At 67.4% G+C, this 23,493-nt stretch carries 24 protein-coding genes and 1 pseudogene; 10 read left to right on the plus strand and 15 right to left on the minus strand.

What is annotated here, in order from left to right; genetic code table 11:
• The coding region (locus LBC97_13130; GenBank protein ID MDR2566968.1) for an IS66 family transposase at positions 1-180 on the plus strand (180 nt) is incomplete at its 5' end.
• Positions 181-307: 127 nt separating this feature from the next.
• On the opposite strand, the gene LBC97_13135 is transcribed toward LBC97_13130, so the two are convergent.
• The 3 genes from LBC97_13135 to LBC97_13145 are packed head-to-tail and all read right to left on the minus strand — an operon-like array spanning position 308 to position 3,467.
• Entirely contained in the window at positions 308-1,288 is a 981-nt protein-coding gene (locus tag LBC97_13135) for an ankyrin repeat domain-containing protein (protein MDR2566969.1), read from the minus strand.
• Between the two features lie 18 nt (positions 1,289-1,306).
• Complete coding sequence (locus tag LBC97_13140) at positions 1,307-2,920, minus strand: ankyrin repeat domain-containing protein (GenBank protein MDR2566970.1); 1,614 nt, start codon at positions 2,918-2,920, stop codon at positions 1,307-1,309.
• Between the two features lie 13 nt (positions 2,921-2,933).
• The gene (locus LBC97_13145) at positions 2,934-3,467 is read right to left on the minus strand and encodes a hypothetical protein (GenBank protein MDR2566971.1); all 534 of its coding nucleotides are present in this window, start codon (positions 3,465-3,467) and stop codon (positions 2,934-2,936) included.
• Positions 3,468-3,613: 146 nt separating this feature from the next.
• On the opposite strand from LBC97_13145, the gene LBC97_13150 reads away from it, so the two are divergent.
• Positions 3,614-3,841, plus strand: coding sequence for a hypothetical protein (locus LBC97_13150; protein ID MDR2566972.1), 228 nt, complete (start codon positions 3,614-3,616; stop codon positions 3,839-3,841).
• Here LBC97_13150 and LBC97_13155 read toward each other — a convergent pair.
• Both LBC97_13155 and LBC97_13160 read right to left on the minus strand, forming a co-directional pair.
• Positions 3,838-4,602, minus strand: a complete 765-nt coding sequence (locus LBC97_13155) for a hypothetical protein (protein ID MDR2566973.1) — start codon at positions 4,600-4,602, stop codon at positions 3,838-3,840. The two genes, LBC97_13150 and LBC97_13155, sit on opposite strands and share 4 nt — an antisense overlap.
• 132 nt (positions 4,603-4,734) lie before the next feature.
• A complete protein-coding gene (locus LBC97_13160; protein MDR2566974.1) occupies positions 4,735-5,508 on the minus strand; it encodes a hypothetical protein in 774 nt (257 codons plus the stop codon).
• An 805-nt stretch (positions 5,509-6,313) separates the two neighbouring features.
• Between LBC97_13160 and LBC97_13165 the strand changes: the two genes are divergently transcribed.
• Positions 6,314-7,246: a hypothetical protein gene (locus tag LBC97_13165; protein ID MDR2566975.1), complete on the plus strand. Its 933-nt coding sequence runs from the start codon at positions 6,314-6,316 to the stop codon at positions 7,244-7,246.
• Between the two features lie 152 nt (positions 7,247-7,398).
• Here LBC97_13165 and LBC97_13170 read toward each other — a convergent pair whose 3' ends face one another.
• Positions 7,399-8,067, minus strand: coding sequence for a hypothetical protein (locus LBC97_13170; protein ID MDR2566976.1), 669 nt, complete (start codon positions 8,065-8,067; stop codon positions 7,399-7,401).
• Positions 8,068-8,325: 258 nt separating this feature from the next.
• Entirely contained in the window at positions 8,326-9,138 is an 813-nt protein-coding gene (gene xth, locus LBC97_13175) for an exodeoxyribonuclease III (protein MDR2566977.1), read from the minus strand.
• Positions 9,139-9,186: 48 nt separating this feature from the next.
• Between xth and LBC97_13180 the strand changes: the two genes are divergently transcribed.
• From LBC97_13180 to LBC97_13190, 3 genes are read left to right on the plus strand one after another with little or no spacing between them, the layout of a single operon-like run.
• Positions 9,187-9,945 (plus strand): SDR family NAD(P)-dependent oxidoreductase, encoded by a 759-nt coding sequence (locus tag LBC97_13180; protein ID MDR2566978.1) that lies wholly within the window; start codon positions 9,187-9,189, stop codon positions 9,943-9,945.
• The gene (pyrE, locus tag LBC97_13185; GenBank protein MDR2566979.1) at positions 9,942-10,727 is read left to right on the plus strand and encodes an orotate phosphoribosyltransferase; all 786 of its coding nucleotides are present in this window, start codon (positions 9,942-9,944) and stop codon (positions 10,725-10,727) included. The genes LBC97_13180 and pyrE overlap by 4 nt, the downstream gene beginning before the upstream one ends.
• Before the next feature lie 54 nt (positions 10,728-10,781).
• Positions 10,782-11,090, plus strand: a complete 309-nt coding sequence (locus LBC97_13190; protein MDR2566980.1) for a hypothetical protein — start codon at positions 10,782-10,784, stop codon at positions 11,088-11,090.
• A 205-nt stretch (positions 11,091-11,295) separates the two neighbouring features.
• Here LBC97_13190 and LBC97_13195 read toward each other — a convergent pair whose 3' ends face one another.
• The 4 genes from LBC97_13195 to LBC97_13210 all read right to left on the minus strand — a co-directional run bounded on the left by LBC97_13195 (position 11,296) and on the right by LBC97_13210 (position 14,358).
• Positions 11,296-11,568 carry a FeoB-associated Cys-rich membrane protein gene (locus tag LBC97_13195; protein ID MDR2566981.1) on the minus strand — a complete coding sequence of 91 codons (273 nt, stop codon included), beginning with the start codon at positions 11,566-11,568 and terminating at the stop codon, positions 11,296-11,298.
• 3 nt (positions 11,569-11,571) lie between these two features.
• Complete coding sequence (gene feoB / locus LBC97_13200) at positions 11,572-13,770, minus strand: ferrous iron transport protein B (GenBank protein MDR2566982.1); 2,199 nt, start codon at positions 13,768-13,770, stop codon at positions 11,572-11,574.
• Positions 13,771-13,832: 62 nt separating this feature from the next.
• Positions 13,833-14,111, minus strand: a complete 279-nt coding sequence (locus tag LBC97_13205; protein MDR2566983.1) for a ferrous iron transport protein A — start codon at positions 14,109-14,111, stop codon at positions 13,833-13,835.
• A complete protein-coding gene (locus LBC97_13210) occupies positions 14,104-14,358 on the minus strand; it encodes a ferrous iron transport protein A (GenBank protein ID MDR2566984.1) in 255 nt (84 codons plus the stop codon). Before LBC97_13210 ends, LBC97_13205 begins: the two co-directional genes overlap by 8 nt.
• Positions 14,359-14,588: 230 nt before the next feature.
• Here LBC97_13210 and LBC97_13215 point away from each other — a divergent pair, with 230 nt between their 5' ends.
• The 3 genes and pseudogenes from LBC97_13215 to LBC97_13225 all read left to right on the plus strand — a co-directional run bounded on the left by LBC97_13215 (position 14,589) and on the right by LBC97_13225 (position 17,961).
• On the plus strand, positions 14,589-15,173 hold the full coding sequence (locus tag LBC97_13215) for a PadR family transcriptional regulator (GenBank protein ID MDR2566985.1): 585 nt from the start codon (positions 14,589-14,591) through the stop codon (positions 15,171-15,173).
• A 146-nt stretch (positions 15,174-15,319) separates the two neighbouring features.
• Positions 15,320-15,826: pseudogene (locus tag LBC97_13220) on the plus strand (ATP-binding cassette domain-containing protein).
• A gap of 191 nt (positions 15,827-16,017) precedes the next feature.
• Positions 16,018-17,961, plus strand: a complete 1,944-nt coding sequence (locus tag LBC97_13225; GenBank protein MDR2566986.1) for a hypothetical protein — start codon at positions 16,018-16,020, stop codon at positions 17,959-17,961.
• A gap of 57 nt (positions 17,962-18,018) precedes the next feature.
• Here the strand turns inward: LBC97_13225 and LBC97_13230 are convergent, their stop codons facing one another.
• Positions 18,019-19,221 (minus strand): pyridoxal phosphate-dependent aminotransferase, encoded by a 1,203-nt coding sequence (locus LBC97_13230; protein MDR2566987.1) that lies wholly within the window; start codon positions 19,219-19,221, stop codon positions 18,019-18,021.
• A 109-nt stretch (positions 19,222-19,330) separates the two neighbouring features.
• Complete coding sequence (locus tag LBC97_13235) at positions 19,331-20,890, minus strand: MFS transporter (GenBank protein ID MDR2566988.1); 1,560 nt, start codon at positions 20,888-20,890, stop codon at positions 19,331-19,333.
• A gap of 281 nt (positions 20,891-21,171) precedes the next feature.
• On the opposite strand from LBC97_13235, the gene LBC97_13240 reads away from it, so the two are divergent.
• A complete protein-coding gene (locus LBC97_13240; protein ID MDR2566989.1) occupies positions 21,172-22,314 on the plus strand; it encodes a hypothetical protein in 1,143 nt (380 codons plus the stop codon).
• Here the strand turns inward: LBC97_13240 and LBC97_13245 are convergent.
• Positions 22,225-22,887 (minus strand): hypothetical protein, encoded by a 663-nt coding sequence (locus tag LBC97_13245; protein ID MDR2566990.1) that lies wholly within the window; start codon positions 22,885-22,887, stop codon positions 22,225-22,227. The genes LBC97_13240 and LBC97_13245 overlap by 90 nt on opposite strands.
• Before the next feature lie 369 nt (positions 22,888-23,256).
• Positions 23,257-23,490, minus strand: coding sequence for a hypothetical protein (locus LBC97_13250; GenBank protein MDR2566991.1), 234 nt, complete (start codon positions 23,488-23,490; stop codon positions 23,257-23,259).
• Between the last annotated feature and the right edge of the window lie 3 nt (positions 23,491-23,493).

The following is a 23,493-nucleotide window of genomic DNA, read 5'->3' on the forward strand; positions in this document are numbered from 1 at the left end:
GACCCGCGGATGGCGAAGCTCCGGATGAAAGTGTCCGGCGGGCTGCGCACCGCCGAGGGCGCCAACCAATTCGCCCGCCTCCGCTCCTACCTGTCAACCGCCGCCAAGAACGGCGTCCAAGGATTCGACGCACTCACCCGCGTCTTCACCCGGCAGCCATACCTACCCCAGACCACCTGACCAGTTACGACGACGGTACAGCGAATATGGCGCGCAGGCTCAGTCAAATGCACTGCGCGGGCACCGGGACAGGCTGCTGGCAATACCGCCTGCGCCGGGTCAAGGATTCGCGGTGGCCGCCCTTCGTTTAGTTTTCCGCTCCTGCGGCCAGGAGTTGTTCCACGATTTCGGTGTACCCCGCCTCTGCGGCGTAATGCAGGGCGCTGTGCTGGTCGTTGTCGACCGCTCCCAGATCAGCGCCCGCCTCGATAAGCATGGCGGTGAAGTCGTTCTTGCCGCGCATCGCGGCCAAGATCAGCGGGGACTCGCTCTCGGCGTTGCGGGCGTTGATGTCGGCTCCGGCGCCGATCAGCGCTTTGCCGACGAATTGGTTGCCCAGGGCGGCGGCCAGGTGCAGCGGGGAGTTGCCGGAAAGGTGCTTCAGGTTCACGTCGGCGCCCGCCTTGATGAGCATTTCGGTGATGTGGATGTTCTCCCCGCGCACCGCCAAGAGCAGCGGCGTGTCGCCCGCGTCGTTGAGGCCGTCGACTTGAACCCCTTCCGTTTTCAGCAGGCCGGCCACCACTTCGCTTTGGCCGTTGAGGCACGCCTGGTGCAGGGTTGTGTTTCCGAAATTGTCGGTGTGACCCGAATCGGCGAGCAGCGCGAGCACGTCCCTGAGCCCGCCGGCGGCGGCGTAGTCGATGGCGCCTTGGCCGTCCTCGTCTTTGATGCTCTTGTCCGCGCCGTGCTCCAGCAGCAGGCGGGTGATCTCGCTGCGGCCGTTCGCGGCCGCGTGGATCAGCGCCGTCTTGCCCTCCTTGTCGGTGGCGTTGACGTCCGCTCCCGCTTCCAGCAGCATTCGCACAATGTCCTTGTTCGCGCTTCGGGCGACGGCGTGCAGCGGAGTGAGGCTCGCGTTGTTGGCCAGCGAGGCGTCCGCGCCCGCGTCGAGCAGAAGTTTGACGATGTCACGGGCACCCTTCAGGCAGGCGTAGAACAGCGGCGTGTTCCCGATGCCGTCCCGCTTGTCCACGTCCACGTCGCCTTTCTTGAGCATCGCCTGCACCACGCCCTTTTGGGCGTTCTTGCAGGCGCTCAGGAAGATGTTGTCCATGTTGGAGGCCATTGGGGTCAATCCTTTCGGTCACATATTGCCCAGCAGAAATCTCACCAGCAGTTCGTTGTCGCTGGCCTGCGCATAATCCAGCGCGGTTTTGCCGGCGTTGTTGACGGCGTCCACAGTGGGCGAGCCGTAGTCGAAGAGGTTTTCCGCCATCTCCTTGGCGGCGGCCGCCCCGCCGTTTCTGGCCGCGTAATGCAGCGCGGTGTTGCCGTCCCTATCCTTCGGGCCGACGTCGGCACCGTTTTCCAGGAGCAGAAGCTGGATTTCGTCAGCCATTCTCATGTCGAATTTGGGGTTGCCCTTGGAGGCCAGCATCAGCGGCGTCTGCCCGTGAGCGTTGGTCTTGTTGACGTCCGCCCCGTGGGCGATCGCCGCGTCCACAATCAGCCAGCGAAGCGTCTCCCGCGTAGTGAACATGTCCAAGTCGCGGCTGTCCCGCAGGGCGAAGGTCAAGAGCGTGTTGGACTGGTCGTCCACCGCGGCGTTGATGTCCAGGCCGGCCGCGACCATCGCGGCGATGATTCTGGCGGGCCAGTTTTCGGCGAAAATGCTCCGCACCTCGCGGGGATTATGGGAGGCGGACAACCACGACAGAGCGGTTGTGCCGTTGCCCGCGCGGACATTCGGGTCGGCCCCCAGTTCCAGCAGCAACTCGCACATAGGGAGGTCGCATTTCCAGCACGCCAAAGCGAGCGGCGTGCCCTCCCCGTACCCGAAAATGTCGTCGACCTCATCAAGGTCGGCGCCAAGCCCGGCCAGCGCCCGGACGGCCTCCTCATCTGATTTGCCCACCGCTTGATGCAGCGTCAGGCCGCCCGCCTTCAGGCGGAGGGCGGCGTCCGCGTCCTCGTCTTGGCCGGAGGAGGCTTCGTCTCCGGTGACTTCCCCGCGCAGCAGCGCGCCGATCCTTTTGGCCCCCCGGCGTTCGGCCAGCAGGTGGGCCGTCTCGCCCATGTTGTTCTTGTCCTCGGGGTCAACGCCCGCGTCGAGCAACGCCTTGACTCCCCGGAGGGCGATGCCGACCCGGTACTCCATCCGCGCTGCCAAGTCTTCCGCCCGCTTTCGTTGGTGTTCCACGGTGGCGGGGTCCGCGTTTTCACGGACGCTTTTCTCGTATTTTTCTTGCGCCTGTTGGTAATCGTTGACGCAACCGGATAGCGACTCGATCAGTAGGTGCAGGCCGTTGTTGCCGTCGCCGTCAGTTCGGGTGATCCGTGCGCCCTTGTCGAACAGCGCTGCCAGGAACTCTCCGTTGCCGTTGCGGGCTGCCTCCAGATAACACCAGCGCCCGTCCCCGTCCTTTTTCATGGGGCTGGCCCCGGCGTTCAGAAGCGCTGCGGTGAGATCGTAGACCGTGTTCTTGGGCACGTCGGGCGTCAATTCCCGGCATTTGGCCACCATCCACAGTGGCGTGTGGCCGGAGTCATTTAGCGCGCTGGGGTCGCAGCCCTCGCCCAACAGGTAGGCCACGGCGCCAAGATCCAAGTTGGCCGCGGCCAGGTGCAGCAAGGTGTCGCCATTCTGATGTGCGGCCTTCTTGTCCGGCGTCGCCTGGTACATCGTGAGGATTTCCGCCGCCGTCTTTTGGCCGTCTCTCAGGGCGCCGTAGGCCATGCGGATATCGAGGTATTCCATGATCGGTTTCCCCTTATTCCCCAGCCCGTGCAAGGGCTTGTTCCACGTTCGCGTACCGTCTTGGCTTGAGGGCTTCGGCCAACGTCCGCACACGGTCCCAAAGCCCCAGTTCGGCGCAACAGTCGACTAACAGCCGCCGGATGGCGTCCTGCGCGTATTCGGGAGCGAACTGCGGCGCGTCTTCCGGCATGGGCACCCTGTAATCGCTTAACTGCTCCCGCGCCGCCAACAACCGGTAAGTCTCATTTGGGGTTGGGCGGTTCCCCAACTGTCTCCTCTTGGCCAGCGACAGCGCCCGGTCCAGGTAATTCATCGCCCGCTCAACTTGATCCGCCGCCATGTGGCACAAGGCAAGGTTGAAAAGCACGGCGGGGTGCTCACGCTCCAAGTCCTTGAAAATCCGGTAGGCCTCGGCTATCGCGCCCATCCTGAAGAGTTCGCAGGCAAGGGGATAAAGCTTGTTCCGGTCCTCGGCGCCGGCCTTTCCGGGGGCGCCCGGCAGTCCTCCGAGCAACGACAATGTCCATTCCCTCCGCTGTTGGGGCATTCGCCGCAGACTTCTGCGGGCGCCGGCGATGTCATGATCCCCCGGCGGCCAGATTACCAGCCACGAGGCCGGCCGGATGACCGGTCCGCTGGCAACTTGCGCCCCAGGTGCGGGACCATCTGGGCAACGGCTTCGACTCGCTACATGTGGCCAGCGCTTGTGACGCCGCTCATCTGGACGGATCTGTGGTTTCGGCGAGCGGTCGGCCCCAGTTCGGCGTCCGCGGCGAACTCGGCGGTGTGAGAGGCGCGATCATCGAGGCGTTTGAGCACCGTGACGGCGTAGATCGCATCCGTGATGACATTTCGCTGGATTCAATCCTGCGGGGAGTGGAAGGCGGCTGGTTCCGCACGGGCGTCGGATCCGCGGGCTAGCGCTTGCGCGGTTTGTAGTCGAGCACGTCGCTGTGTATTCGGCAGCCAGGCAATCCCGCTATGACGAGTTTGACCTCGTCGCGGCTGATGGGGTTGTTTCGGATGTTCAGCTTCTTCAGGTGCGGCAGCGCCAATATGCTCCGGGGGAGCACGTCAAGTCCCATGCCGTAAAGGTGCAGATCCTCCAGGTTTGGGCGGCGGTCAAACACGTCGGGGATCGAGCGCCGCCCGTCCTCGCCGACCAGCCAATCCGCTTTTCTGCTCGGTTTCCAGAAGGAGAGGTCAAGGGTCGTGAGTTGGCTCAAGCCCTTTATGCCCTCCAGCACCTCCGGGAACAGCGAATGGCGCGGGAGGCGTTGGCCCTGCACGGCTTCGCCGCTCGCGGCCAGGGACTTGAGTTGCGCCAGGCCGGACAGATCCGGAAAGTGCTCCAGATCTGACAGCGAGCAGCCGAAGTCCAATTCCACAAGGCTCGTCAAGCGGTTTATCCCGTCGCCGATTCCCGAGAATCTGTTGACGTTGAAATAGAGGCGTTCCAACCCCTCCAATTCGAACACCCATTCCGGCGCCGGCCGGGGGATGAAGTCCCGCGCCCAGTAGGATAGGTGCAATTCCCTGATGGCCGCCGCTTGGGTGACGGCTTCCGGTGCGTCGAAGACGCATTGACCCCGCAGCCACAGGCTTTCGACCCCCGATTCGCGGATGTCGTCTGGGATGGCGGTCTTGTCGTCCAAATAAAGGGTTTTCAGTTCTGCCGCCATGCCCCTTGCCCTCCTCGGCACCCGCTCGCGTTGACCTGCGGAGCAATCTCGCAGGTTCGGGCCCGCCAAGTCACGCGGGATCCCAGCGCCCGATGCCGTCCGACTGGCACCACAGGGCCCAAACGTGGGGAGTTAGAGCGAGGACAAGAAGGCGAGAACGAACAGGGCCAGGAAGATCAAGGCGACCAGGCCCGTGGCGGGGCTGGTTCGGGACGGGCGTCGGGTTTGCCGGTAGCCGGAGAACTGCTGGGCTGGCTGCGTCTTCATGGGGTTCCGGCGCGGATCGACCGGGGCGGGTGCCCCGAAGGCTGAGGGCGGCTCGGGCCGCTGCGGGCGCGATTGAAATTGGCCGGGCCGCCTCGCCTGGCCTTGGGTTGGGCGCGGGCCCCAGGCCATGGGCAGCGCCCTGGCCGGTCGCATGGGTATGGGCGGCGCGGCGGCCGCCGCCGGTTGGGTTGGGGGCGCCCAAGCGCCGCCAACGGCGTAGCCCGGCTGCGGGTAGCTCTGGGCCGGCATCCGCGCGGGCTGGGTTGGGCGCGGGCCCCACGTCATGGGCAGCCGTCCTGTTGGCGGGAGGGGCATGGGCGGCGCGGCAGCCGGCGGCGGCTGCGTCGGTGGCGCCCAGGCCCCACCAGCCGCGTAACCAGGCTGCGCATAGCTCTGGGCCGAAGCCTGGGGCCTGGGCGGGGCGGCCGGCTGTCGACGGGCGGGAGCGGGACGTTGGGGGGGCTGCGGGGCGGGGGCGACGGCATCGGCGGCGGGGTTGATCCTGTCGAAGCCCGCGGCCAGTGTGGCCATCGGAAATGGGGTGAACGCGCCGATGCCGAACGGTTGCGACGGCAAAACCAGGCGCGGCGGTTCTGGGGTGGTGACGCGGGGCGCCGCCGAATTCGCCGTCAAGGCCATGAGTCAAGGGTATTCGCAACGGCTTGGGGCCCGTGACAACAGGCGTGCGGTTGGAGAAGCGCCTGGCCGTCGCTACGGCTGTCACCCGTCGGCAGAAGAGCGACTCAGCCAACGGAGGTGGGCGCGGTGCCTGGGTGGACGGTCGGCTGTGGGGCCCGACGAATGCGGGCGGCGACCCGAGGGAATCCTTCGGAGCGTCAATGATGGACGCCCTCACGGCGATGGTCGACACGTACCTGGAAAGGTGGCGGAAGCCAAGCCGACGGCAGCCCGAGTCGCGGCCTGGGGAAGCAAAACGGGCCAGCTCCGGGCCCCTGGTGGGAGGTGGGTTTGACGCGTCCGCGCCGCCAAGAGCTATCGGACGTCACGGGCCCCGGACACCCTCGGTACCCCGCCCGAAGCAGCTGCCTTAGCCTCTAGGATGAAAGAACCCTAACGGCTCTTCTTGCGCGGGTCGCCTCGCGGCAAGTGAGAATTGGAAGGCGGTCTAGGCGTTGGCCCGCTCGAATGCGCTGCCATCCCGTGGGAAGGAAGATTTTGGTCGCACCAGGTACCACGCGTCAGCAATGGGGGTTCGCCGCGAATGGCTAGGTTGGCACCGATGGGTCGAGTACGGGTGTTCGCAGCAGTCGTCGTGTGCTGCTGCGTCTTGGCGAGTTGCGTCTCAGGCGGAAACGAAGCCGAGACGACAAGCAGTCCGGTTGCTGGCAGCACAACTGCCGGTCCCAGTGCCTCGGGCACGGGCAGCCTCGAAGTCCTGGAGGGCTCACCTTTCTCCGCGCATTTGCCGGGCATAGTTGAATTGATGCGTCTGCCGGAATACACCGCCGCGCAGGAGGCCAGGATCCGAGAATGGGAGCGGGATCGCGAGGATTCCATCGCTGGTTGCATGCGCGAGCGAGGTTTCGACTACTTCCCGGGTGATTGGGAACCGGAAGAAGCGGGGGCATCCATGTTGTTCTTTGTGGATGGAGTAGACGTGATCGCTGTAAACGGGTTGCCGAATGACCTTGCGCGGGTCCGCGCCGAAGGGTATGGCTTGAGGGCCCCGGCGGGAGGAACCGAAAGCGGGGGTGAGGCGTTGCCCGGAGCTCAGGCGAATGAGGAGTATCGGGAATCGCTTTCGGCTGACTCGCGCGAGGCCTACGATCTGGCTATGGGTGGCCAAGATGTTTATGAAGAGCCGGATCCCAGCGCGTTACCCGGCTGCCTCACGTTGGCGAACGAGCGGCATCCCGAGCCGGAATTGGGTGACTTGTCAGTCGCCCGTCAATTTTGGGTCGATTTCGGCCCGTTGGTGCTTGGCATGAATCGCGTGGCGCTCGAAGACGTGTTCAACGATCAACGCGTACGCGACTTGTCTCTCGAGTGGTACTCCTGCATGGTCAAAGCTGGGTACAGCGAATTGGCTGAGGGTGGCTATTACTCAGTCGACAACATTGATCTTAACGCTGGCTACAGCCTCGCTTTGGCGACTAAAGCCGACGGCGAGGTCGGAGATTCTTGGTACAACTTCGGGATTTCCGACACCCCGGATGACGAGCGTTCCCTAGTTGGATCGCCGGCCGAGATCGCGATCGCCGTAGCCGACTTTCAGTGCCGCGAGCCGTTGAACTACTTTGAAACACATCGGGCCGTGCAGCTTGAACTTGAGCAGGCCTATGTCGATCAGAACAGCGCGGCCTTTGACAAGCTAACTGCCTTTTACGACCGCTACAAGGCCGGAGACCTGAGCTGAAAGGAAAGAAGCCGATCCGGAATCCGGTCTTACCCGGCGTCCGTGAATGATCCGTCAGGCGACGGTCAACTCGACCGCGACGTGACCCGCGACCCGCCAACGGGGGTGCCATGGCCCAGCACGCCGCGCCCCGTCAATTCCCCAGACAGCCGCTAAGGCGCCTGCGTGGGGAACAATGGGGCCAGGGTTACTTGGTCGCCAGAGCCGGTGTCGATTCGGAAGTCCTCAATCTTTGAATCAGCCGGCACGTCGAAGCCGAAATACAACCGCTCCTGCGCATCAGACTGGTACGCGGGGCCGCTGCCCACAATCACCACGTCGTAAGTGTTGCCCGCGCCGTCAATGAGCCTGATCGGGTCCTTCTTGACCGCATCTCTCAGGTCTTTCAGGCGGAAGTCGAAAGCGTCGCCGACCTTTGAACCGCCACGGTAATCGAAGACAACCCTAAGCAACTTGCCTTGAATTGGGAACGAGGTGTCAACGAACCTTATGTTCATTGCCACGTCGTCGTTGACCAGCGTGAAGCCCATGGTGCCGTTCCACTGCTCCGGATTGTCGGTGACTCGGGAAAACGCCATGGTGTAGTGCAGCCAGCTGACTTCGAGCCCGTCGAGCGTGGTTTCTCCAGACGGCGAGGCCGTCAACTCGGGCTCTTCAGGGCTGGCCTCGCTCGGGCTGGCTTGGGGCGTCTTAGCTGGCGTTGTCTGCTCCTCGACGGGTGTTTGGTCGTCGGCCGCCTGGCTGCCGCATCCGGCGGCGGCCAAGCAGGCGGTCGCCACCGCCACGGCGACCGCCAACGGCCGGATTGACTTGTGGGTCATGATTCGTCTCCTTTCGGTGGGCCCGGTGGCCTGGTGAAGGTCAGCCTATGGACCGCCAGCCCGCCCGTGGTCTGCTCGGAGCAGACATGTGCGCCGAGCCGCTTTGGCTTCCGATGCCCCTGCACGCGGCGGGACGCCCTGGGCGCGCTGACGCCGAAACGGAGAAGACCCCGCCAAGCGACTACGCGGGCGCGCTAAAGGAGCGGGCCAGGGCCATGGGAGCGTTGACGGTGGCGTGTCAGGGACTACGCGGGCGCGCTAGAGGAGCGGGCCAGAAGCGATGGTCAACTCGACCGGGACGTGGTCGGAGGCTCCCTTGCCTTTGCGTTCGTCGCGGATGATGGCGACCGAGGTCACCCGGTCCGCCAACGCGGGCGAGCAGTACGCGAAGTCGATCCGCATGCCCTCGTCCTTGGCGAAACGCAGTTGCTGGTAGTCCCACTGGGTGTACAGATGCTCGGCGGGGAGGTGCTCGCGGGTGACCTCGCGGAAACCCGCCTCCGCCAGGGCGGCGAACGCCGCGCGCTCGGCGGGCGAGACATGGGTCAGGCCTTCGAATGCGGCCGGGTCCCACACGTCGGTGTCCAGGGGCGCCACGTTGAAGTCCCCAACCAAAGCGATCTGGGCGGAGGGGTTGGCGGCGAGCCAGGAGGCGGCATCGTCGGCAAGGGTCCTCAGGAAGCGCAACTTGTAGGCCATGTGCGGGTCGTTCTGGCCGCGGCCGTGGGGCACGTACAGCGACCAAACGGTCACCCCGTCGCAATCGGCGGCCAAAGCGCGGGCCTCCACCTGCGGTTCGGTGCCAGGCTTGGCAAAAGCGGGTTGACCAGGCAAAGCCGTCTGAACGTTGGCCAGGCCGACGCGGGAGACCACCGCCACCCCGTTCCACTGGTTGAAGCCGGAACGCGCCACCTGATAGCCGATCTCCTCGAACGCCTGGGACGGGAACGCCTCGTCTTTGACTTTGGTTTCCTGCAAGGCCAGCACGTCCACCTGGTGTTCTTGCAGGTAATTCAGAGTCCGGTCAAGGCGGGCGCGAAGCGAGTTGACGTTCCAAGTGGCTATCCGCATGACCCCAGGGTAGGTGGCGTCTTGGGACCAGCCAAGTAGGCTGGGCTCATGGGTACAGCACTGATCACGGGGGCGAGCGCTGGGCTGGGCGAGGAATTCGCCTGGCAATTGGCCACTGTCCGGCACAACCTGGTGTTGGTGGCGCGTGACGAGGAGCGTCTGGGGCAGGTGGCAGCGAAGATCCGCTCGGCGGCCGGCGTGCGAGTCGAGGTCCTGCCAGCCGACCTGTCCAAGGAACGAGACCTCGGCAAAGTGGTGGCGCGTGTGCGCCAACCGGCGCGGCCGGTCGGGCTGCTGGTGAACAACGCCGGGTTCGCCGTGCGCCAGTCCTTCTTGAAAGCCTCGCTGCGCGACTTGGCGGCGATGGAGAAAGTCATGGTCCACTCGGTCATGGTGTTGTCGCACGAGGCTGCCCGCGCCATGGTCGAGCGGCGACGCGGGGCCATCCTCAACGTGTCCTCTGTCGCCGCCTACCTGGCTTCCGGCGTTTACGCCGCCGACAAGGCCTGGGTCAAGACCTTCACAGAAGGCCTGGCGGTCGAGTTGCGGGGCACGGGGGTGACCGCGACGGCGCTGTTGCCGGGGTTGACGCGCACGGAGTTTCACGCTCGGGCGGGTTTGGACTATCTGTCCTACCCATCCGTGGCGTGGCTTTCCGCCGCCGATGTCGTCTCGCGGGCCCTGTCGGACGTCCGCCGCGGCGCTGTCCTTTCGACCCCGTCTTTGCGGTACGGGGTCATTGGGCAGATCGCCCGGGTGCTGCCAAGGTCCCTGGTGCGAGCGATCAGCGGGGTGGAGGACCGATGACCGACGCGGGCGCGGTCGGCGCGCCTGACCCTGCCGGGCTGACTGGCGTGAATGCGAGGACGCCGGAGGATGGCGCGTTTGACGCCGCTGGCGGGGAAGGCGGCGTCGGCGGACCGGGCGCGACTGACTTGGCTGGCGTGGGTGCTGCGGGCGTGGCCGGAGTCGCTGGCGGGCCGGACGGCATCGGCGGACTGGGGGCGACCGACTTGGCTGCGCTCGCGGCGCTTGACCGGCGGGAACAACTGCGGCGCCTGGTGGCGGAGTTGGCGGTCATTCGCGGGCGGGTCACTTTGGCGTCCGGCCGGGAAGCCGACTACTACGTTGACCTGCGGCGCGTCACGTTGCACCATTTGGCGGCGCCGCTGGTGGGCCACCTGCTGCTTGACCTGCTTGAGGAACGCGGGCTGGTGGCGGGCGAGGACTACGCCGCCGCCGGCGGCCTGACCATGGGCGCGGACCCGGTGGCCGGGGCGATGCTTCACGCCGCCGCCGCTCGCGGCCTGGACTTGGACGCTTTCGTGGTCCGCAAGGACGCCAAGGCGCACGGGCTCCAGCGGCGGATCGAGGGCCCGGACGTCGCGGGCCGCCGCGTGGTCGCGGTCGAGGACACCTCCACCACTGGCGGATCGGTGATCACGGCGGTTGAGGCCCTAAGGGAAGCGGGCGCGGAAGTCGCGGCCGTGGCCGTGATCGTGGACCGGTCGACCGGCGCTGGCGCCAAGATCGAGGCCCTCGGCCTCCCTTACTACTACCTGTTCGGACTGGCTGACCTGGGTTTGTGACGCGGAAGCGAGGCGGGAGCCGGTGTCTCCTCGCGGACCGGGCCTGGAGATGACGTGATGATGGCTGGAGCGGCCTGGGCGGCCTTTTTGACGTTGTGCGCCGCGATGGCGTTCATGACGGGGATCATCTGGGGTGGCCCGTGGCCGCCACGCGCCACCACCGCGGACGGCCGAGCCGACCGCCTGAAGCTGGCCGGGCTGAGGCCGGCGAGCCTGGGTTGGGCAGTCGCGGTGCTGGCGATCATGTGGAAGGTCCCCCTGCTGGACAACGTGGCGGTTCAATACGCGCTGTTCGCGGTGTTGCCGCTGGCCCTCGGCGCGGGGGCGCGGCGAATCCTCCTCCTCCGCGAGCCCCGCCCCTAGCCAGGCCCCCGCCCCGTCCGGGTCTGCCCAAACTCCGGTGGCCCCGAGACATGACATTGATGTGCCCGTCTGCCCAGGTCACGGGGCTTGGGTGGCTGGAGGCTCCGGGTCCGGGGCGGGGAGGGGTGGCCGGATTGACCTTACGGGGGTTGGGGCCGTTTCAGGCCAATTTGGACGCCTGGCGGGCCAGCAAAGGGCGCAGTGATCAGTCCGGGGGGCCCGAAGAGGGTTTGACCTGGGGGAAGCCGAGCGCGGTCCGGCCGGGAGGCGGGGTTTGGCACGCGCGGTGGGCAGTCGGCCGCGAATCCGCCGGGACGCCGCAATCGGCGTTTGACGGGCAGCCGCCGCAGGAGCCCGCGGCGCAAGAACGGCGCCCGGCCTGCTTGTCGCGGACCAGTTTCACCACGACCCCGACCACGAGGGCCAACACCAGCGTCCCGACCAGCAATGTGCCCAGCAGGCTTGTCCCCTGGCCCATCGGCTAGACCCCCTGCAACTCGCGGGTCGGGTCGAGCGGGTCCTGGCGGTCCGGCTCGGAGGGTTCGCGAACCGGGCGGACCGCCAAGAACACAATCACGGCCAGCACCGCGACCGCGAAGCAAGTGCCCACGCCGAATTCGCCGCCGGTGAAGAGCCGCCCGAACTGGTTGACCAGCAGCGCCACGCAGTAGGCGAACGCGGTCTGGTATCCGATCGCGAACCAGGTCCAGCGCGTGTTGTTCAACTCGCGGTGGATGGCGCCTATGGCGGCGAAGCACGGCGCGCACAGCAGGTTGAAGATGAGGAACGCGAAGCCGGTCAGCGGCGTGAAGGTGGCGGCGAAGTTGGCCCAGATCTCGGAGCCGTCCTCCGTGACCTCGGCGAAGCCGAACAGGACACCCAGCGTGCCCACCACGTTCTCCTTGGCCACCAGCCCGGTCAGTGTTGCGACGGTGGCGTCCCAGGTCCCGAATCCGAGCGGGGCGAACACCCACGCGATGGACCGGCCCAGGGAGGCGAGCATGCCGTTGCCCAAGTCCTCCACCATGACCAGCCGGCCGCCCTCAAACGCGAACGAGGACAAGAACCACACCGCGACCGCCGAGAGCAAGATGATGGTGCCAGCCCGCTTGATGAAGGACCAACTCCGCTCCCACATGACCCGCAACACAGCTGTGGGGACCGGCCACCGGTACGGCGGCAGTTCCATCACGAACGGCGCGGGTATGCCCCGGAACGGCTTGGTCTTCTTCAGGATCAAACCGGAGACGATGATCGCGCCCACACCCACGAAGTAGGCGCTCGGCGCGACCCACCAGGCGCCGTTGAACACCGCCCCCGCGACCAGCGCGATGATCGGCAGCTTGGCCCCGCACGGCATGAAGGTGGTGGTCATGATGGTCATGCGCCGGTCGGATTCGGATTCGATGGTGCGGGACGACATCACCCCGGGGATCCCGCACCCGGTCGAGATCAGCATGGGGATGAAGCTCTTCCCGGACAGCCCGAACCGCCGGAACCCGCGGTCCAGGATGAACGCCACCCGCGAGATGTACCCGCACGCCTCCAGCGACGCGAGGATGGCGAACAGCACCATCATCTGCGGCACGAACCCCAGCACGGCCCCCACCCCGCCAATGATCCCGTCGAGGATCAACCCGCTCAGCCACGGCGCCACCCGCAGCGAGTCCAGCAGGTTCCCCACCGCCACGGGCACGCCGGGCACGTCCGCCAACCCGAACAGGCTCCAGCCTTCGCCGAACACGCCGTCGTTCGCCCAGTCGGTGACGAAAGTGCCTACGGTGGTCACCGCGATGTAGTAGGTGAGGAAGATCACAGCCGCGAAGATCGGCAGCGCCAGCCATCGGTTGGTCACCACCGCGTCGATCCGGTCCGACCAGTCCACCCGTTCGTCCCGCCGGTTCACGATGCCGTCCAGCAAAGCCCCCAAGAACACGTAACGTTCTTCGGTTATCGCGCTTTCGACGTCGTCCGACAGGGCCCGCTCCGTTGCCGCTATCGCGGCTTCGCCCGCGTTGGCGATCTCCGTGAGGGACTCGGGCAGGCGGGGGTCGCGTTCCAGCAGTTTGATGGCCGCGAACCTGGCGAACCTGGGCTCGATCAGGCCGTCCAGGCGTTGTTGGAACCAGGCAAGCCCGTCCTCGATCGGTTGGCTGAACCGGCACGGGCCGCCGCTGTTGGGGAAGGCGCTGGTGGCCGCAGCGCTGACCGCTGCCTTGACCAGGTCTTTGAGGCCGGTGCGCTTGAGGGCGCTGACGCCCAGCACCGGGCAGGCGAGGCGTGCGGAGAGCTTCTCGAGGTCGATCAACTCGCCGTTCTTGGCCACCTCGTCCATCATGTTGAGGGCCACAACCACGGGTATGCCCAGTTCCAAGAGTTGCAGCGTGAGGAACAGATTGCGTTCCAGCGTGGTGGCGTCCACCACGTTCACAATCACGTCCGGCGGGTCGTTCACCAGGTAGTCCCGGCTGATGCGCTCCTCCAGCGAATCCGGGGAGAGCGAGTAGACGCCGGGCAGGTCCACCACGGTCGTGTCGGGTGCGTGCTGCAATGTGCCGGTCTTGCGCTCGACGGTGACGCGCGGCCAGTTGCCCACCTTCTGATGCAGGCCCGTCAGGGCGTTGAACAGCGTGGTCTTGCCGCAGTTGGGGTTGCCTGCCAGTGCGACGGTGATGGTCATAGTGCTGATGGTTCTGCTCAAGGGAATCGGGTTCGATTATTGGGGAGACGGTGCGAGCGCCGTCAGGGGGAAGCGGGGCTGATCGCCCCGACTGGCCGGACGATCACCATGTCGATGTCCGCTTTCCGCAGGGTCAGGCGGCTGCCCCTGACGGACACCTCCACCGGGTCGCCCAGCGGTGCCACGCGCTCCACTTTGACGATGGCGCCGGGGGTGACGCCCATCTCCAGCAAGCGGCGGCGGGTTGGTCCGCGCCCGGACACGCTGGCGACGGTGGCTCGCTCGCCCGCCTGCACGGAACGCAGGGTGCGGGCCGCGGGTTCGGAGGCGACTTCAGGCACCTGGCGTCACCACGACGCGGCGGGCGTCGGGGCCGCCTATGGCGACGCGCGCCCCGCGCACCTTCACGATGACGTTGTCGCGGACCTTGCGCTCCACCACGATTTCGGCGCCCGCCGTGAACCCCATGTCCTCCAGGCACTTGCGCAGTGACGGGTTCCCGTCAATGTGGCTAACGCGGCACGCGGCACCCGGCTTGACCGAGGCGAGCTCGACGGCATCGATGCGGATCGTCGTCAAGCTCGTCACGATAGGCGAGTCTAACCTAAGTCCGGCAACGCCGACTCGAGCGGCTTGGGTTTCCCTGTCGGCGAACGGCGCCCAGCGATCTCCGCGCGGCTGCCTGGACCCGCTGCGGAAAGAAATGGGGACGGTACCTATTTCCGGAAGAAATAGGTACCGTCCCCATTTCGGTCGCCGCCCACTTCCGGGCGAGAGTGTGTGCGCGGAGTGTATACGCTGGGTGTATAGTGGCGGACATGACGGTGCCGATGGCGTTGCTGGCCCTCCTCGACGCGGGGCCGAGTCACGGCTTTGACCTCAAGAGACGGTACGACTCGCTGCTGGGGCTGGGCCACGAACTGAAGTACGGGCAGGTCTATGCCACGCTGCAACGTTTGGAGCGGGACGGGCTGGCAGCGGGCGTTGGCATTCAGTCCGGCGCTGGACCCGACCGGCGGGTCTACGCCATCACCGAGTCGGGGGTGAGCGAACTCGAGACCTGGCTGGCCAGTGCCTCCGCCTCGCCAGTCCGCCGGGACGACGTGTTCGCCCGCGTGGTGCTGGCGCTGGTTTCGGGGCGCTCGCCGGATTCGGTGCTGGACAGCCATCGGCGCGTCTACCTGGACCGGATGCGGCAACTGACGGCCGGGCGCGGAGCGGGGGACGCGATCGCCCGCCTTGCGGCGGACTACGAGATAGCGCACTTGGAAGCCGACATGCAATGGATCGAGTTGGCCGCATCCCGGCTTGACGCCGCGCGGCAAGCCGCGCAAGCGGCAGCGGTGCCGGACGGCCGGCGTGGGGGATTGGACGGACAGCAAGAGATGCCGGGTCAACTGTGAGGGGCAGAAGAAATGGGAGCTAGGCGACCAACCGGAGCGGGAAATGGGCTCGGGGCTGGGTGCGGGGGCACGGCATCGTGGGCGGGGGCGGCCGAAAACGGCCCGTTGGCCGGCCGCGCGGCGCCGGGGTTGAGCGGAGCGGCGCGATGAGCGCGGCGGCGTTGGAGGGACGCGGGCTGCGGCGCGGCTTCCGGCAAACCCCGGTGCTGCACGGCGTTGACCTGGCCATTCAGGAGGGGGAGGTGGTGGCGCTGATGGGGCCGTCCGGTTCGGGCAAGTCGACGCTGCTGCACCTGCTGGGCGGGCTGCTGGTTCCCGACGCGGGGGAGGTCTGGCTGGGGGGCCGGCGGATCGACAACCTGCCGGAACGCAAGCGGTCGGGGCTCAGGTTGACCAAGATGGGGTTCGTCTTCCAATTCGGGGACTTGGTGCCGGAGTTGACCGTGGCGGAAAACGTGGAACTGCCGCTGCGGCTGACCGGGCGGCGGCCACGCGAGGCGCGTCGGCGGGCGTTGGAGATGCTGGCGCGCATGGGGATCGCGGAACAGGCTGGCAAACGGCTTGACGAGGTGTCCGGCGGGGAGGCGCAGCGGGCCGCCGTCGCCCGGGCGCTGGTGCACCGGCCGCCGGTGGTGCTGGCGGACGAGCCGACCGGATCGCTCGACACGGCCACAGGGGAACTGGTGCTGGAGGCGCTGGTGGACGCCGCGCGCGAGCAGGGCACGGCGGTGCTGCTGGTCACCCACGAACTCAAAGTGGCGGCCTGGGCGGGGCGGGATGTGCTGTTGCGGGACGGGCGGATAGTGGGCGAGGTCGTGGAGAAAACGGTCGTGGCGGGGTTGACATGATCGCCTTGGCGAGACTGGGACTGCTGCTGATCCGGGCGGGCGGGCCGCTGCGGGCATGCTCCATTGTGATCGGCAACGCGGTCGCCGTGGTGGCGCTGCTGGCGACGGTGGGACTCGTGAATGCGCTCGGGATGGGCATAACGGCGTTTTCCGCCGATGCCATGGCCAGCACCAGCGGGATGGTGGTGCTGATCGCGGCTCCGGCCATCGCTTTGGTGATAACCGCCGGGCGGCTCTCATCCGGGGTGCGGGACCGGCGGCTCGGCGCGATCCGGAAGCTGGGGCTCGGCCCAGACGCCGCCCGGGCTGCGGCGGTCGTGGAGAACGGCGTGCCGGCTTTGGCCGGGGCGGGCGTTGGCGTGGGACTGTTCAACTGGGTCTTCGTGCCGCTGACGGCCACCGTCGGGGCCCTGCCGGGATCCTTCGCCCTGCGCGCGTGGCCGCAGGCGGCGGTGGTGGGGCTGGTGGTGGCTGGATCGGTCGCGGTCGGAGTGGCCGCGACCTGGGAACGGGAAATGCCCGGCTGGGCGCGGACCGAATCGAAGCGGCGGACGCCGCACGCCTGGCGTCCTTTTGCCTTCGCGTTTGGGATTGTGCCGTTGGCTTGGGTGGCCACCGCGTCCTTGGGACCCGGGCAAGTGCCCAGCTGGCAACTCGACTTCGCGTTTCTTTGGGGGCTGATCGTCACCGGCGTGGGCCTGGTCTTCGTGATCCCCTGGTTGACGGGCTGGCTGGCGCGGGCGCTGGCCCGCAGTTCGGTGCTGAGCTTGAAACTGGCGGGGCGGGCCATTGAAACCGACCCGGCCAGCGCCTCGCGGATCGTCGCCGGGATGGGGGTCGCTTTGTGCCTCACGATTGGGGGCCTGGCGGCGCTGCGAGAATTTGAGGCCGAGCCCTATACTGCGGCAGCCATCCACGCCTACATGGAGGGGCCGCAGTTCGTGAGTGTTACCGCGTGGCCGACGGAGTCTCCGGACCGCCCAGACGTTGATCCGTTGAACCCAGCGGCCTTGGCAGAGTTGAACTCCATACCGGGTGTCTTGGGCTTGGCGCCCTTGCGCTTGCCGATTGGTTGCACCGAGGAAGGGCACTGCCAGGGTGGCGCCTGGGTGGGCACCTGCGCGCGCCTCGAACTGGTGCGGGCGGTGTCCGGCTGCGACGATTCGCAGGCCGCGATCATTGAAGCTTCCCCGGAAGCGCCTGGCGACGAGTCATGGGAACCAGCGCTCGACACAACTGTTTGGCGGCGGGGGCAGGAAATCAGCGTTTGGGCCTACGGCAGCGAGGGCAGCTTGACGCCCCTCGGGCGCGTCACGATTGCTCCGGAGCCGATCATTTTGGATGCGAATGCTGAAGTCAACCTGCTTGTTCCCTCCGGCGACCGCTCCATATTCGTGCCCGAGAGCCTCCTCGACACCCCGCCCCCGCCCGACATGTACATGTTGGTCGGCGCGGAGGCGGGCGGCGCCGTGATTGAGCGGATCGGGGAATGGGCCAGGTCCCACGGCTACAACTCATGGGGTACCGGGGAGGAGTCATTGCGGGCGGTGCAGCTGACGCGCACGGTGATTTGGTCGCTTAGCGGGACCGCGATAGGGATCGCGCTGCTGGCCTTCGCGCTGGGCGCGGCCGACCGGGCCCGCGAACGCCGCCGCGCGGTCGGCCGCCAGGTCATGCTGGGCGTGCCCGGCCGAGTGCTGCGCTGGGGGCAATTGCTGCAGGTCCTCCTGCCGATTCTGGTCAGCGTGGCCGCCGCCCTGGCGACAGGGCTGTTGGCCCTGGCCGCGTTCAACAATCTGAAGCACATGGCCGCGACTCCCGGGGCCCGTTACTGGTGGCTCTTGCTTGGGTTGTCGGGCGGGGCAGCCCTTCTGGTGTCGTTGTCCACTTTGCCTCTGATCCGCACCCGCATAACCCCGGACCTCCTGCGCCGCGAGTAGCCCAACGGTTGACTCCGAGCCGTCGACTTGTTCCAGAGTTGGTTGGACTCGCCCAGGTCAGGCGACTGGCGTGCGGCCGCTCGCGCGCCAAGCCTCCACGGCCGCCCGCAGTTGGCCGCAGTGGTCCCGGAAGGTTTCCGGCTCCGGCAAGAGCGAGAGCACCAGCGCGGGCCCGCCCACGATGTCGTAGAACCAGCCCGGATGCGCCGCCAAGCCCGCATGGGTCAACAGCCAAAGGGCCGGGTCTTCGCCGGCGGACAGTTTGTCCTCGTCTTCCAGGGGGCGAGGCAGGTCGACGATGACGCTCCAACCGCCTTCGCACCGCCGCACGCGGCAAAGCTCGTCGCCAAGGACTTCCCTGGCTGTGGCGAGGTTCGCGGCCAAACGGCCGCGCGTGCGCTCCACCACCGAGCGGGACAAGTCCAGCAGTTCCGGCAAGGCCTCCGCGACGGGCACACTGACCGGCAAGAACGTGTCCGCGACCTGGTCCAGGGCCGCCCTGACGGGGCCCAGTTGGCCGCGGGGCCCCGACAGGCGGATCCAGGCGAGCTTGAGGCCGGGCGCGCAGGCCAGCTTCGACAGGCCGCCCAGCGCGAACGTGACCACGCGGTCGCAGCCCGCCAGCGAAGTCGGTTCGCCCTCAAGGTGAAAGGGCCCGAAGACCTCGTCAGCTATGAGCGCCGCCCGCGCGGTCTGGCAGGCCTCGCCGAAGAGGTCGGCCGTTGCGGGGTTGATGTAGGCGCCGGTTGGGTTTCCGGGATTCACCAGCACAAACGCGCGGGCCCCAAGCTCGGCGGCCCGGCTCACGCCCAGCGGGTCCACACACCAGCCGTCATGGGCCAGGTAATGCCAACGGCATTCCACGGTGCGCAGGTTGGCCAGGCGGGCCAGCGGCTCGATCAGCGGATAGCCGGGCGCGGGAATGGCGACCGCGTCTCCCGGATCGGCGAGCAGGGCGAAGAGCCACGAATACGCCTCCGACGTGCTGGCCGTCAGCCAATAATCGTCCGGGGAACCGCCGAAACGCGCGGCCAGCGCTTCGCGCGCCGCAAGCGGGCCGCGCGGCTGGGGATCGTAAACGGTGGCTCTGGCGGCGGCTCGCGCCACGGCATCGTGCGCGGCTTTTGAACCGAGGCCAAAGTGGGTCGGGTTGGAATCCGTCAAGTCGGTCAGCCGAACGCCGGCCGCTTCCAGCCGCTCGCGCTCCCGAGTGATGGCGTTGACCCGATCCAGTCCCTCGAACCGCCGCGACAGCCGCACCCGGCCATGGTACCCGTGCGCCTGCGGCCAGCGGACGCGTCAGCCGGGCGACCCCGGCGGTCCTTGCCAGACGCGATCCTGCGTTCGGGTCTTCAGGCCGGATGGAAACCTACACTCGAAGACTGCTGGCAGGTAGTCCGCGTTCGGGGCGGGTGGCCCAGGCGAACACCACGGCCAGAGCGGATGGAGCGGCCAACGCGAGCATGGCGAGCCGGAAACCCACGTGGTCCGCCAGCAAGCCCAGCAGGGGCGGGCCGGTGAGGAAGGCGCCGTAACCGATCGTCGCGACCACGGACGTGCGCGCGGCGGCGCGCGCCGGGTCGTCGCCGGCTGCGCTCATGCCCAGGGGGAAGACCAGGGCCGCGCCCGCGCCCCAAAGCGCCGCGCCAACGAACACCAGAGGCAATCCGGGGGCCAAGGCATAGAGCGCGACGCCCGCCATGGCGAGCAGGCCCGAACCGCGGATGGCGGCCGGGCGGCCAACCCTGTCGACCAGCCGCGTCCCAAAGACGCGGACCGCGGTCTGCGAGGTCAAGAACACCGTCAAGCCGGCAATCCCGACCGCTTCCGGCGTGCCGAAGCCCTGCACTATCCCCGAGGCGAGCCAGTCCCCGGCCGCCCCTTCGGCCAATGACAACGCGAGCACCACGAGCCCCACCAGGAGAACGCGGGGTTCTCCCCACGTCGACCGCGCCCGGTCAGGCGTGGCCGCCCCGTCTGATCGCGCGCGTCCGGCCTGATGGCCGTCGGCCAGCGCTTCGCCCGGTCGCTGGGTTTTCGGCTGGCGGTCAGATTCCAGGTCCTCGCTTGATCGCGGCTGTTCCGCCTGGCGGTGACCGTCCGTCGTCTGGCCCGAGGGCTGGGTCCTCGCCCGGCGGTCCAAGTCCGCGTCGGCGTTTGATCGCGCGCGTCCGGGCTGGTGGCCAGCTGCCGGGGCCTCGCTTGATCGCGGCTGTTCCGCCCGGTGGGGGGCGTCCGTCGTCTGGCCCGAGGGCTGGGTCCTCGCCCGGCGGTCCGGGTTCGCGGCCCTGCCCGGGGGCCGGGGTTTGGCCCGGCGGTCCACGCCCAAGGCGCCGCCGGGCAACAGCGTGCTGACACCCCAAAAGAGCGCGGCCAGGCCCAGCGCCGCCACCAAGGCGAAATGCGCCGCCACTGGCAGCCCCAACCGGGCCAAGCCCGCGCCGATCCCGCCCGCCAGCACCGTTCCAAGCGAATAACCGGCATGAAACCTTGGCATGACGCTGCGCGCCAGCGCATGCTCCACATCGGTCGCGGCGACGTTCATGGTGACGTCCCACACGCCGATCCCCACCCCCAACGCGAACAGCAACGCACCGACTGCCGGCACGGAACTGGCCCCGGCCGCGAAACCGGCGCCGACCAGGCCTGCCGCGGCTATGCCGCCGAAGACGACAAGCACCTGGCGCCCACCAAACCGCTTGATCATGCGGCCCGACAACGGCATGGCCGCGACGGAACCCGCCGACCAGCACAGAAGCAGCAAGCCCATCTGCCCGGGGTCCAGGCCAAGGCCCTGACGGACCGCGACCAAGCGGGACGCCCAACTGGCGAACGTGAAACCGCAAGCGACGAACAGCGCCAGCACGCCAATCGCCGCGCGACGCACCGGCTGCCGCTGCGGCCGGCCAGCCCGCGTGCTAGGTGCCACGCAGCGACCTTACTCGACGCGCGCCAGCCCTTTCACGGCCCAAGCCGCTGGTGGCCAACCGTGGAAGCGTTCTCTGCGCGCGGTCCGTCGCGCAATCCCGGCGCGTGCCCTCGGCGACGGGGAGACTCGGCGACAGGGAAAGCAGGCCCCGGCTTGGATGCGTTCGTCCACGTGGGCTGACGCGCCCCACATGCGGACGGGGAAAATCGCCCAAAGTGTTAGCATCTTCAGAACTTCGCGCCCGCGAACCAGCCCGCCTACTGGAAAGGACACCGGGGCGAATGTGGAGTCATCGCAACACCAGGGTTTTGTGGCTTTCGGCTGCCGGTCTGGCCACAATCGCGCTGGTCGCCGGTTGCGGGAGTCGGGAGGCTCCGGAAAACCCTGCCAACCAGACTGCGACCGTCTGGGTGGCGCCGCCGTACCCGCACAAGGCGGGAATGGTGCCGGAACCGGAACCGGCGGCATCGGCGGAAGGACCATGCGAACTGCCCGGGGCGACGGGCTCGGCGAAAGTGCCGCTGGAAAACGGCGGGGGTTTCCTGGACTTGCCGACCTACGACGGTTCGGGGCAATCGACCCATCCGAACGTCCAATTCGACCGCGCGGGCAGGTTCGGCCACCGGTATTGGATGGTCATGACCCCGTATCCATTCGGGGACGGAAAGTGGGAGAACCCGTCAATCTTGGCCTCGGACGACGGGCTTGACTGGTCCGAACCACGTGGGGTCCGCAATCCCGTGACCGGCGAACCAGAGGACGTGGCGCGGCTCGGCCACTATTCGGACGGATACTTGCTGCCGCGGCCGAACGGGTTCGAATTGTGGTTCCGGTACAACCCGGCCCGGCCGGACGCCAACCGGCCGGACAACGCGACGAACATTATCTACCGGATGACCAGCCCCGATGGCGTGGACTGGACGGACAAGGAAGTTGTGTTCAACGGGGGCGGGCCCAGCTTCATGAGCCCGTCGCTCCTGGCGGACGGGTCGCTCTACCGGCTGTGGTACTCGAACTATGGCGGCGAGTTGGTCTACACCCAGAGCCGCGACCTGCGGACTTGGGAGGAACCGCGCCAGGTCGAGGTGACCATGAGCGACGGTTATGCGCCTTGGCATCAAGAGATCGTCGCGACCGACCGGGGGTATGAGGCGCTCCTCCTGGGTTACAAGGCTGAAGGCGGGCGGACCTCGTTCGCATTGTTCTACGCCCAGTCTGACGACGGTCTGCGGTTTGGCGAGGCGCGGCTAATCGACCCGCAGAAAGTCGATTCGCGGTTGGCCGGGTACCACTTCTACAAGAGTTCGCTGGTCAAGGACTGCGGCGCGTACCAGCTATACCTGTCCGTCGTCTCGTCTGCGGGTGCCTACCTGCCCTTCTACAAGCAAGTCCCGGTCGAGTCCCTGTCGGACCTGTTCGCCTGACGGCCCCGATCCTCCTTGGGCCGGCCGTTTGGGCCAGACGGTGTAGCTGACGGCCCAGATCAAGTCGATCATGAACACGAACCCGAGTGCGCCGCCCAGCCCTTGGACGAGCGGGCCCGCCTGCGTCAGGGGCGTGCCCGCGGCCAGGTCCAGCAACTTCAGGAGTCCGGCCGCGATGAGGGCGGCGGCGAGCGTGCGGGCCACGTCGCGCCAGCATTCGGCGGCGTATTCGGCGCCGAACCGCTTGACGGGGCCCGGCCCCACTCCCGCCCGCCGGGCTGCCAGCGTGTCAGCCCATGAGATCATTTTGCGGCCGTATGCGATTGACACCCCGAGGTAGACGGCGGCCACCCCGTGCGCTATGTTGACCCGCCCGTGCCACCGCAGGTCAGCCGCCGCGGCCACCAGCAAGAGCAGGTCCACCGCCGGCGTTGCCGCAAGCAGCGCCAGCCCCGTCCGCTTGGCCCCGAAGCCGTAGCGGGCGACCAGGCCGGCCACGACCAGCACCCAAAACCCGATCTCGGCTCCGACTATGAGATACACCATGGGCAACTCCCCTGTTTGCTGGCACATATGTGCCGTCAAGGCGATGCTAACACGACCGTGCCACATCGGTGGGCTGCAATGGGATTGGCTCGGGACTCGGACCAGGTCGAGTGCGACTTCCGTTCGCTTCGTGATCCACCTGTGGATCACGATCGTGGTTTGGGTTGCATTTGGGCCGCCGCAGCCGCCGTGGGCGAACCTGAGTGCGACCTACAAGCCCTTCGTGATCCGCTGGTGGATCACGATCAGCGTGAAGGTTGCATTTGGGGGCCTCATCCCCCGGTTTTAGCCTGCGGGTGCGACTTAGAACCTCTTCGTGATCCACTCGCGGATCACGATCGTGGTTTGGGTTGCAGTAGGCCCCAGCAGAGCCGGGTTTTTGCCTGCGGGTGCGACTTAGAACGTCTTCGTGATCCGCTGGTGGATCACGATCGGCGCGAAGGTTGCATTTGGGGTGCCGCAGCCCTTCTCCGCAGTCCCGAGTGCGACCTGCAGGCTCTTCGTGATCCGCGGGTGGATCAGGATGGTGATTTTGGTCGCAGTCGCATCCGCCTTCGCGGGCGTTGACCGTGGCCGCCGCAGAACCGCCTTGCTCTTGAGGCCGACGCCCGCCATTCGCGGCGCGGCCACATT

This window comes from Bifidobacteriaceae bacterium, from assembly GCA_031281585.1.
Classification (GTDB): domain Bacteria; phylum Actinomycetota; class Actinomycetes; order Actinomycetales; family WQXJ01; genus JAIRTF01.

Excerpts from the sequence above, each read along its gene's own strand:
- LBC97_13135 (MDR2566969.1), bottom strand. The coding sequence starts at position 1,288 with ATGGCCTCCAACATGGACAACATCTTCCTGAGCGCCTGCAAGAACGCC.
- LBC97_13140 (MDR2566970.1), bottom strand. The coding sequence starts at position 2,920 with ATGGAATACCTCGATATCCGCATGGCCTACGGCGCCCTGAGAGACGGC.
- LBC97_13145 (MDR2566971.1), bottom strand. The coding sequence starts at position 3,467 with ATGCCCCAACAGCGGAGGGAATGGACATTGTCGTTGCTCGGAGGACTG.
- LBC97_13155 (MDR2566973.1), bottom strand. The coding sequence starts at position 4,602 with ATGGCGGCAGAACTGAAAACCCTTTATTTGGACGACAAGACCGCCATC.
- LBC97_13160 (MDR2566974.1), bottom strand. The coding sequence starts at position 5,508 with ATGGCCTTGACGGCGAATTCGGCGGCGCCCCGCGTCACCACCCCAGAA.
- LBC97_13165 (MDR2566975.1), top strand. The coding sequence starts at position 6,314 with ATGCGTCTGCCGGAATACACCGCCGCGCAGGAGGCCAGGATCCGAGAA.
- LBC97_13170 (MDR2566976.1), bottom strand. The coding sequence starts at position 8,067 with ATGACCCACAAGTCAATCCGGCCGTTGGCGGTCGCCGTGGCGGTGGCG.
- xth (MDR2566977.1), bottom strand. The coding sequence starts at position 9,138 with ATGCGGATAGCCACTTGGAACGTCAACTCGCTTCGCGCCCGCCTTGAC.
- LBC97_13180 (MDR2566978.1), top strand. The coding sequence starts at position 9,187 with ATGGGTACAGCACTGATCACGGGGGCGAGCGCTGGGCTGGGCGAGGAA.
- pyrE (MDR2566979.1), top strand. The coding sequence starts at position 9,942 with ATGACCGACGCGGGCGCGGTCGGCGCGCCTGACCCTGCCGGGCTGACT.
- LBC97_13195 (MDR2566981.1), bottom strand. The coding sequence starts at position 11,568 with ATGGGCCAGGGGACAAGCCTGCTGGGCACATTGCTGGTCGGGACGCTG.
- feoB (MDR2566982.1), bottom strand. The coding sequence starts at position 13,770 with ATGACCATCACCGTCGCACTGGCAGGCAACCCCAACTGCGGCAAGACC.
- LBC97_13215 (MDR2566985.1), top strand. The coding sequence starts at position 14,589 with ATGACGGTGCCGATGGCGTTGCTGGCCCTCCTCGACGCGGGGCCGAGT.
- LBC97_13225 (MDR2566986.1), top strand. The coding sequence starts at position 16,018 with ATGATCGCCTTGGCGAGACTGGGACTGCTGCTGATCCGGGCGGGCGGG.
- LBC97_13240 (MDR2566989.1), top strand. The coding sequence starts at position 21,172 with ATGTGGAGTCATCGCAACACCAGGGTTTTGTGGCTTTCGGCTGCCGGT.
- LBC97_13245 (MDR2566990.1), bottom strand. The coding sequence starts at position 22,887 with ATGTGCCAGCAAACAGGGGAGTTGCCCATGGTGTATCTCATAGTCGGA.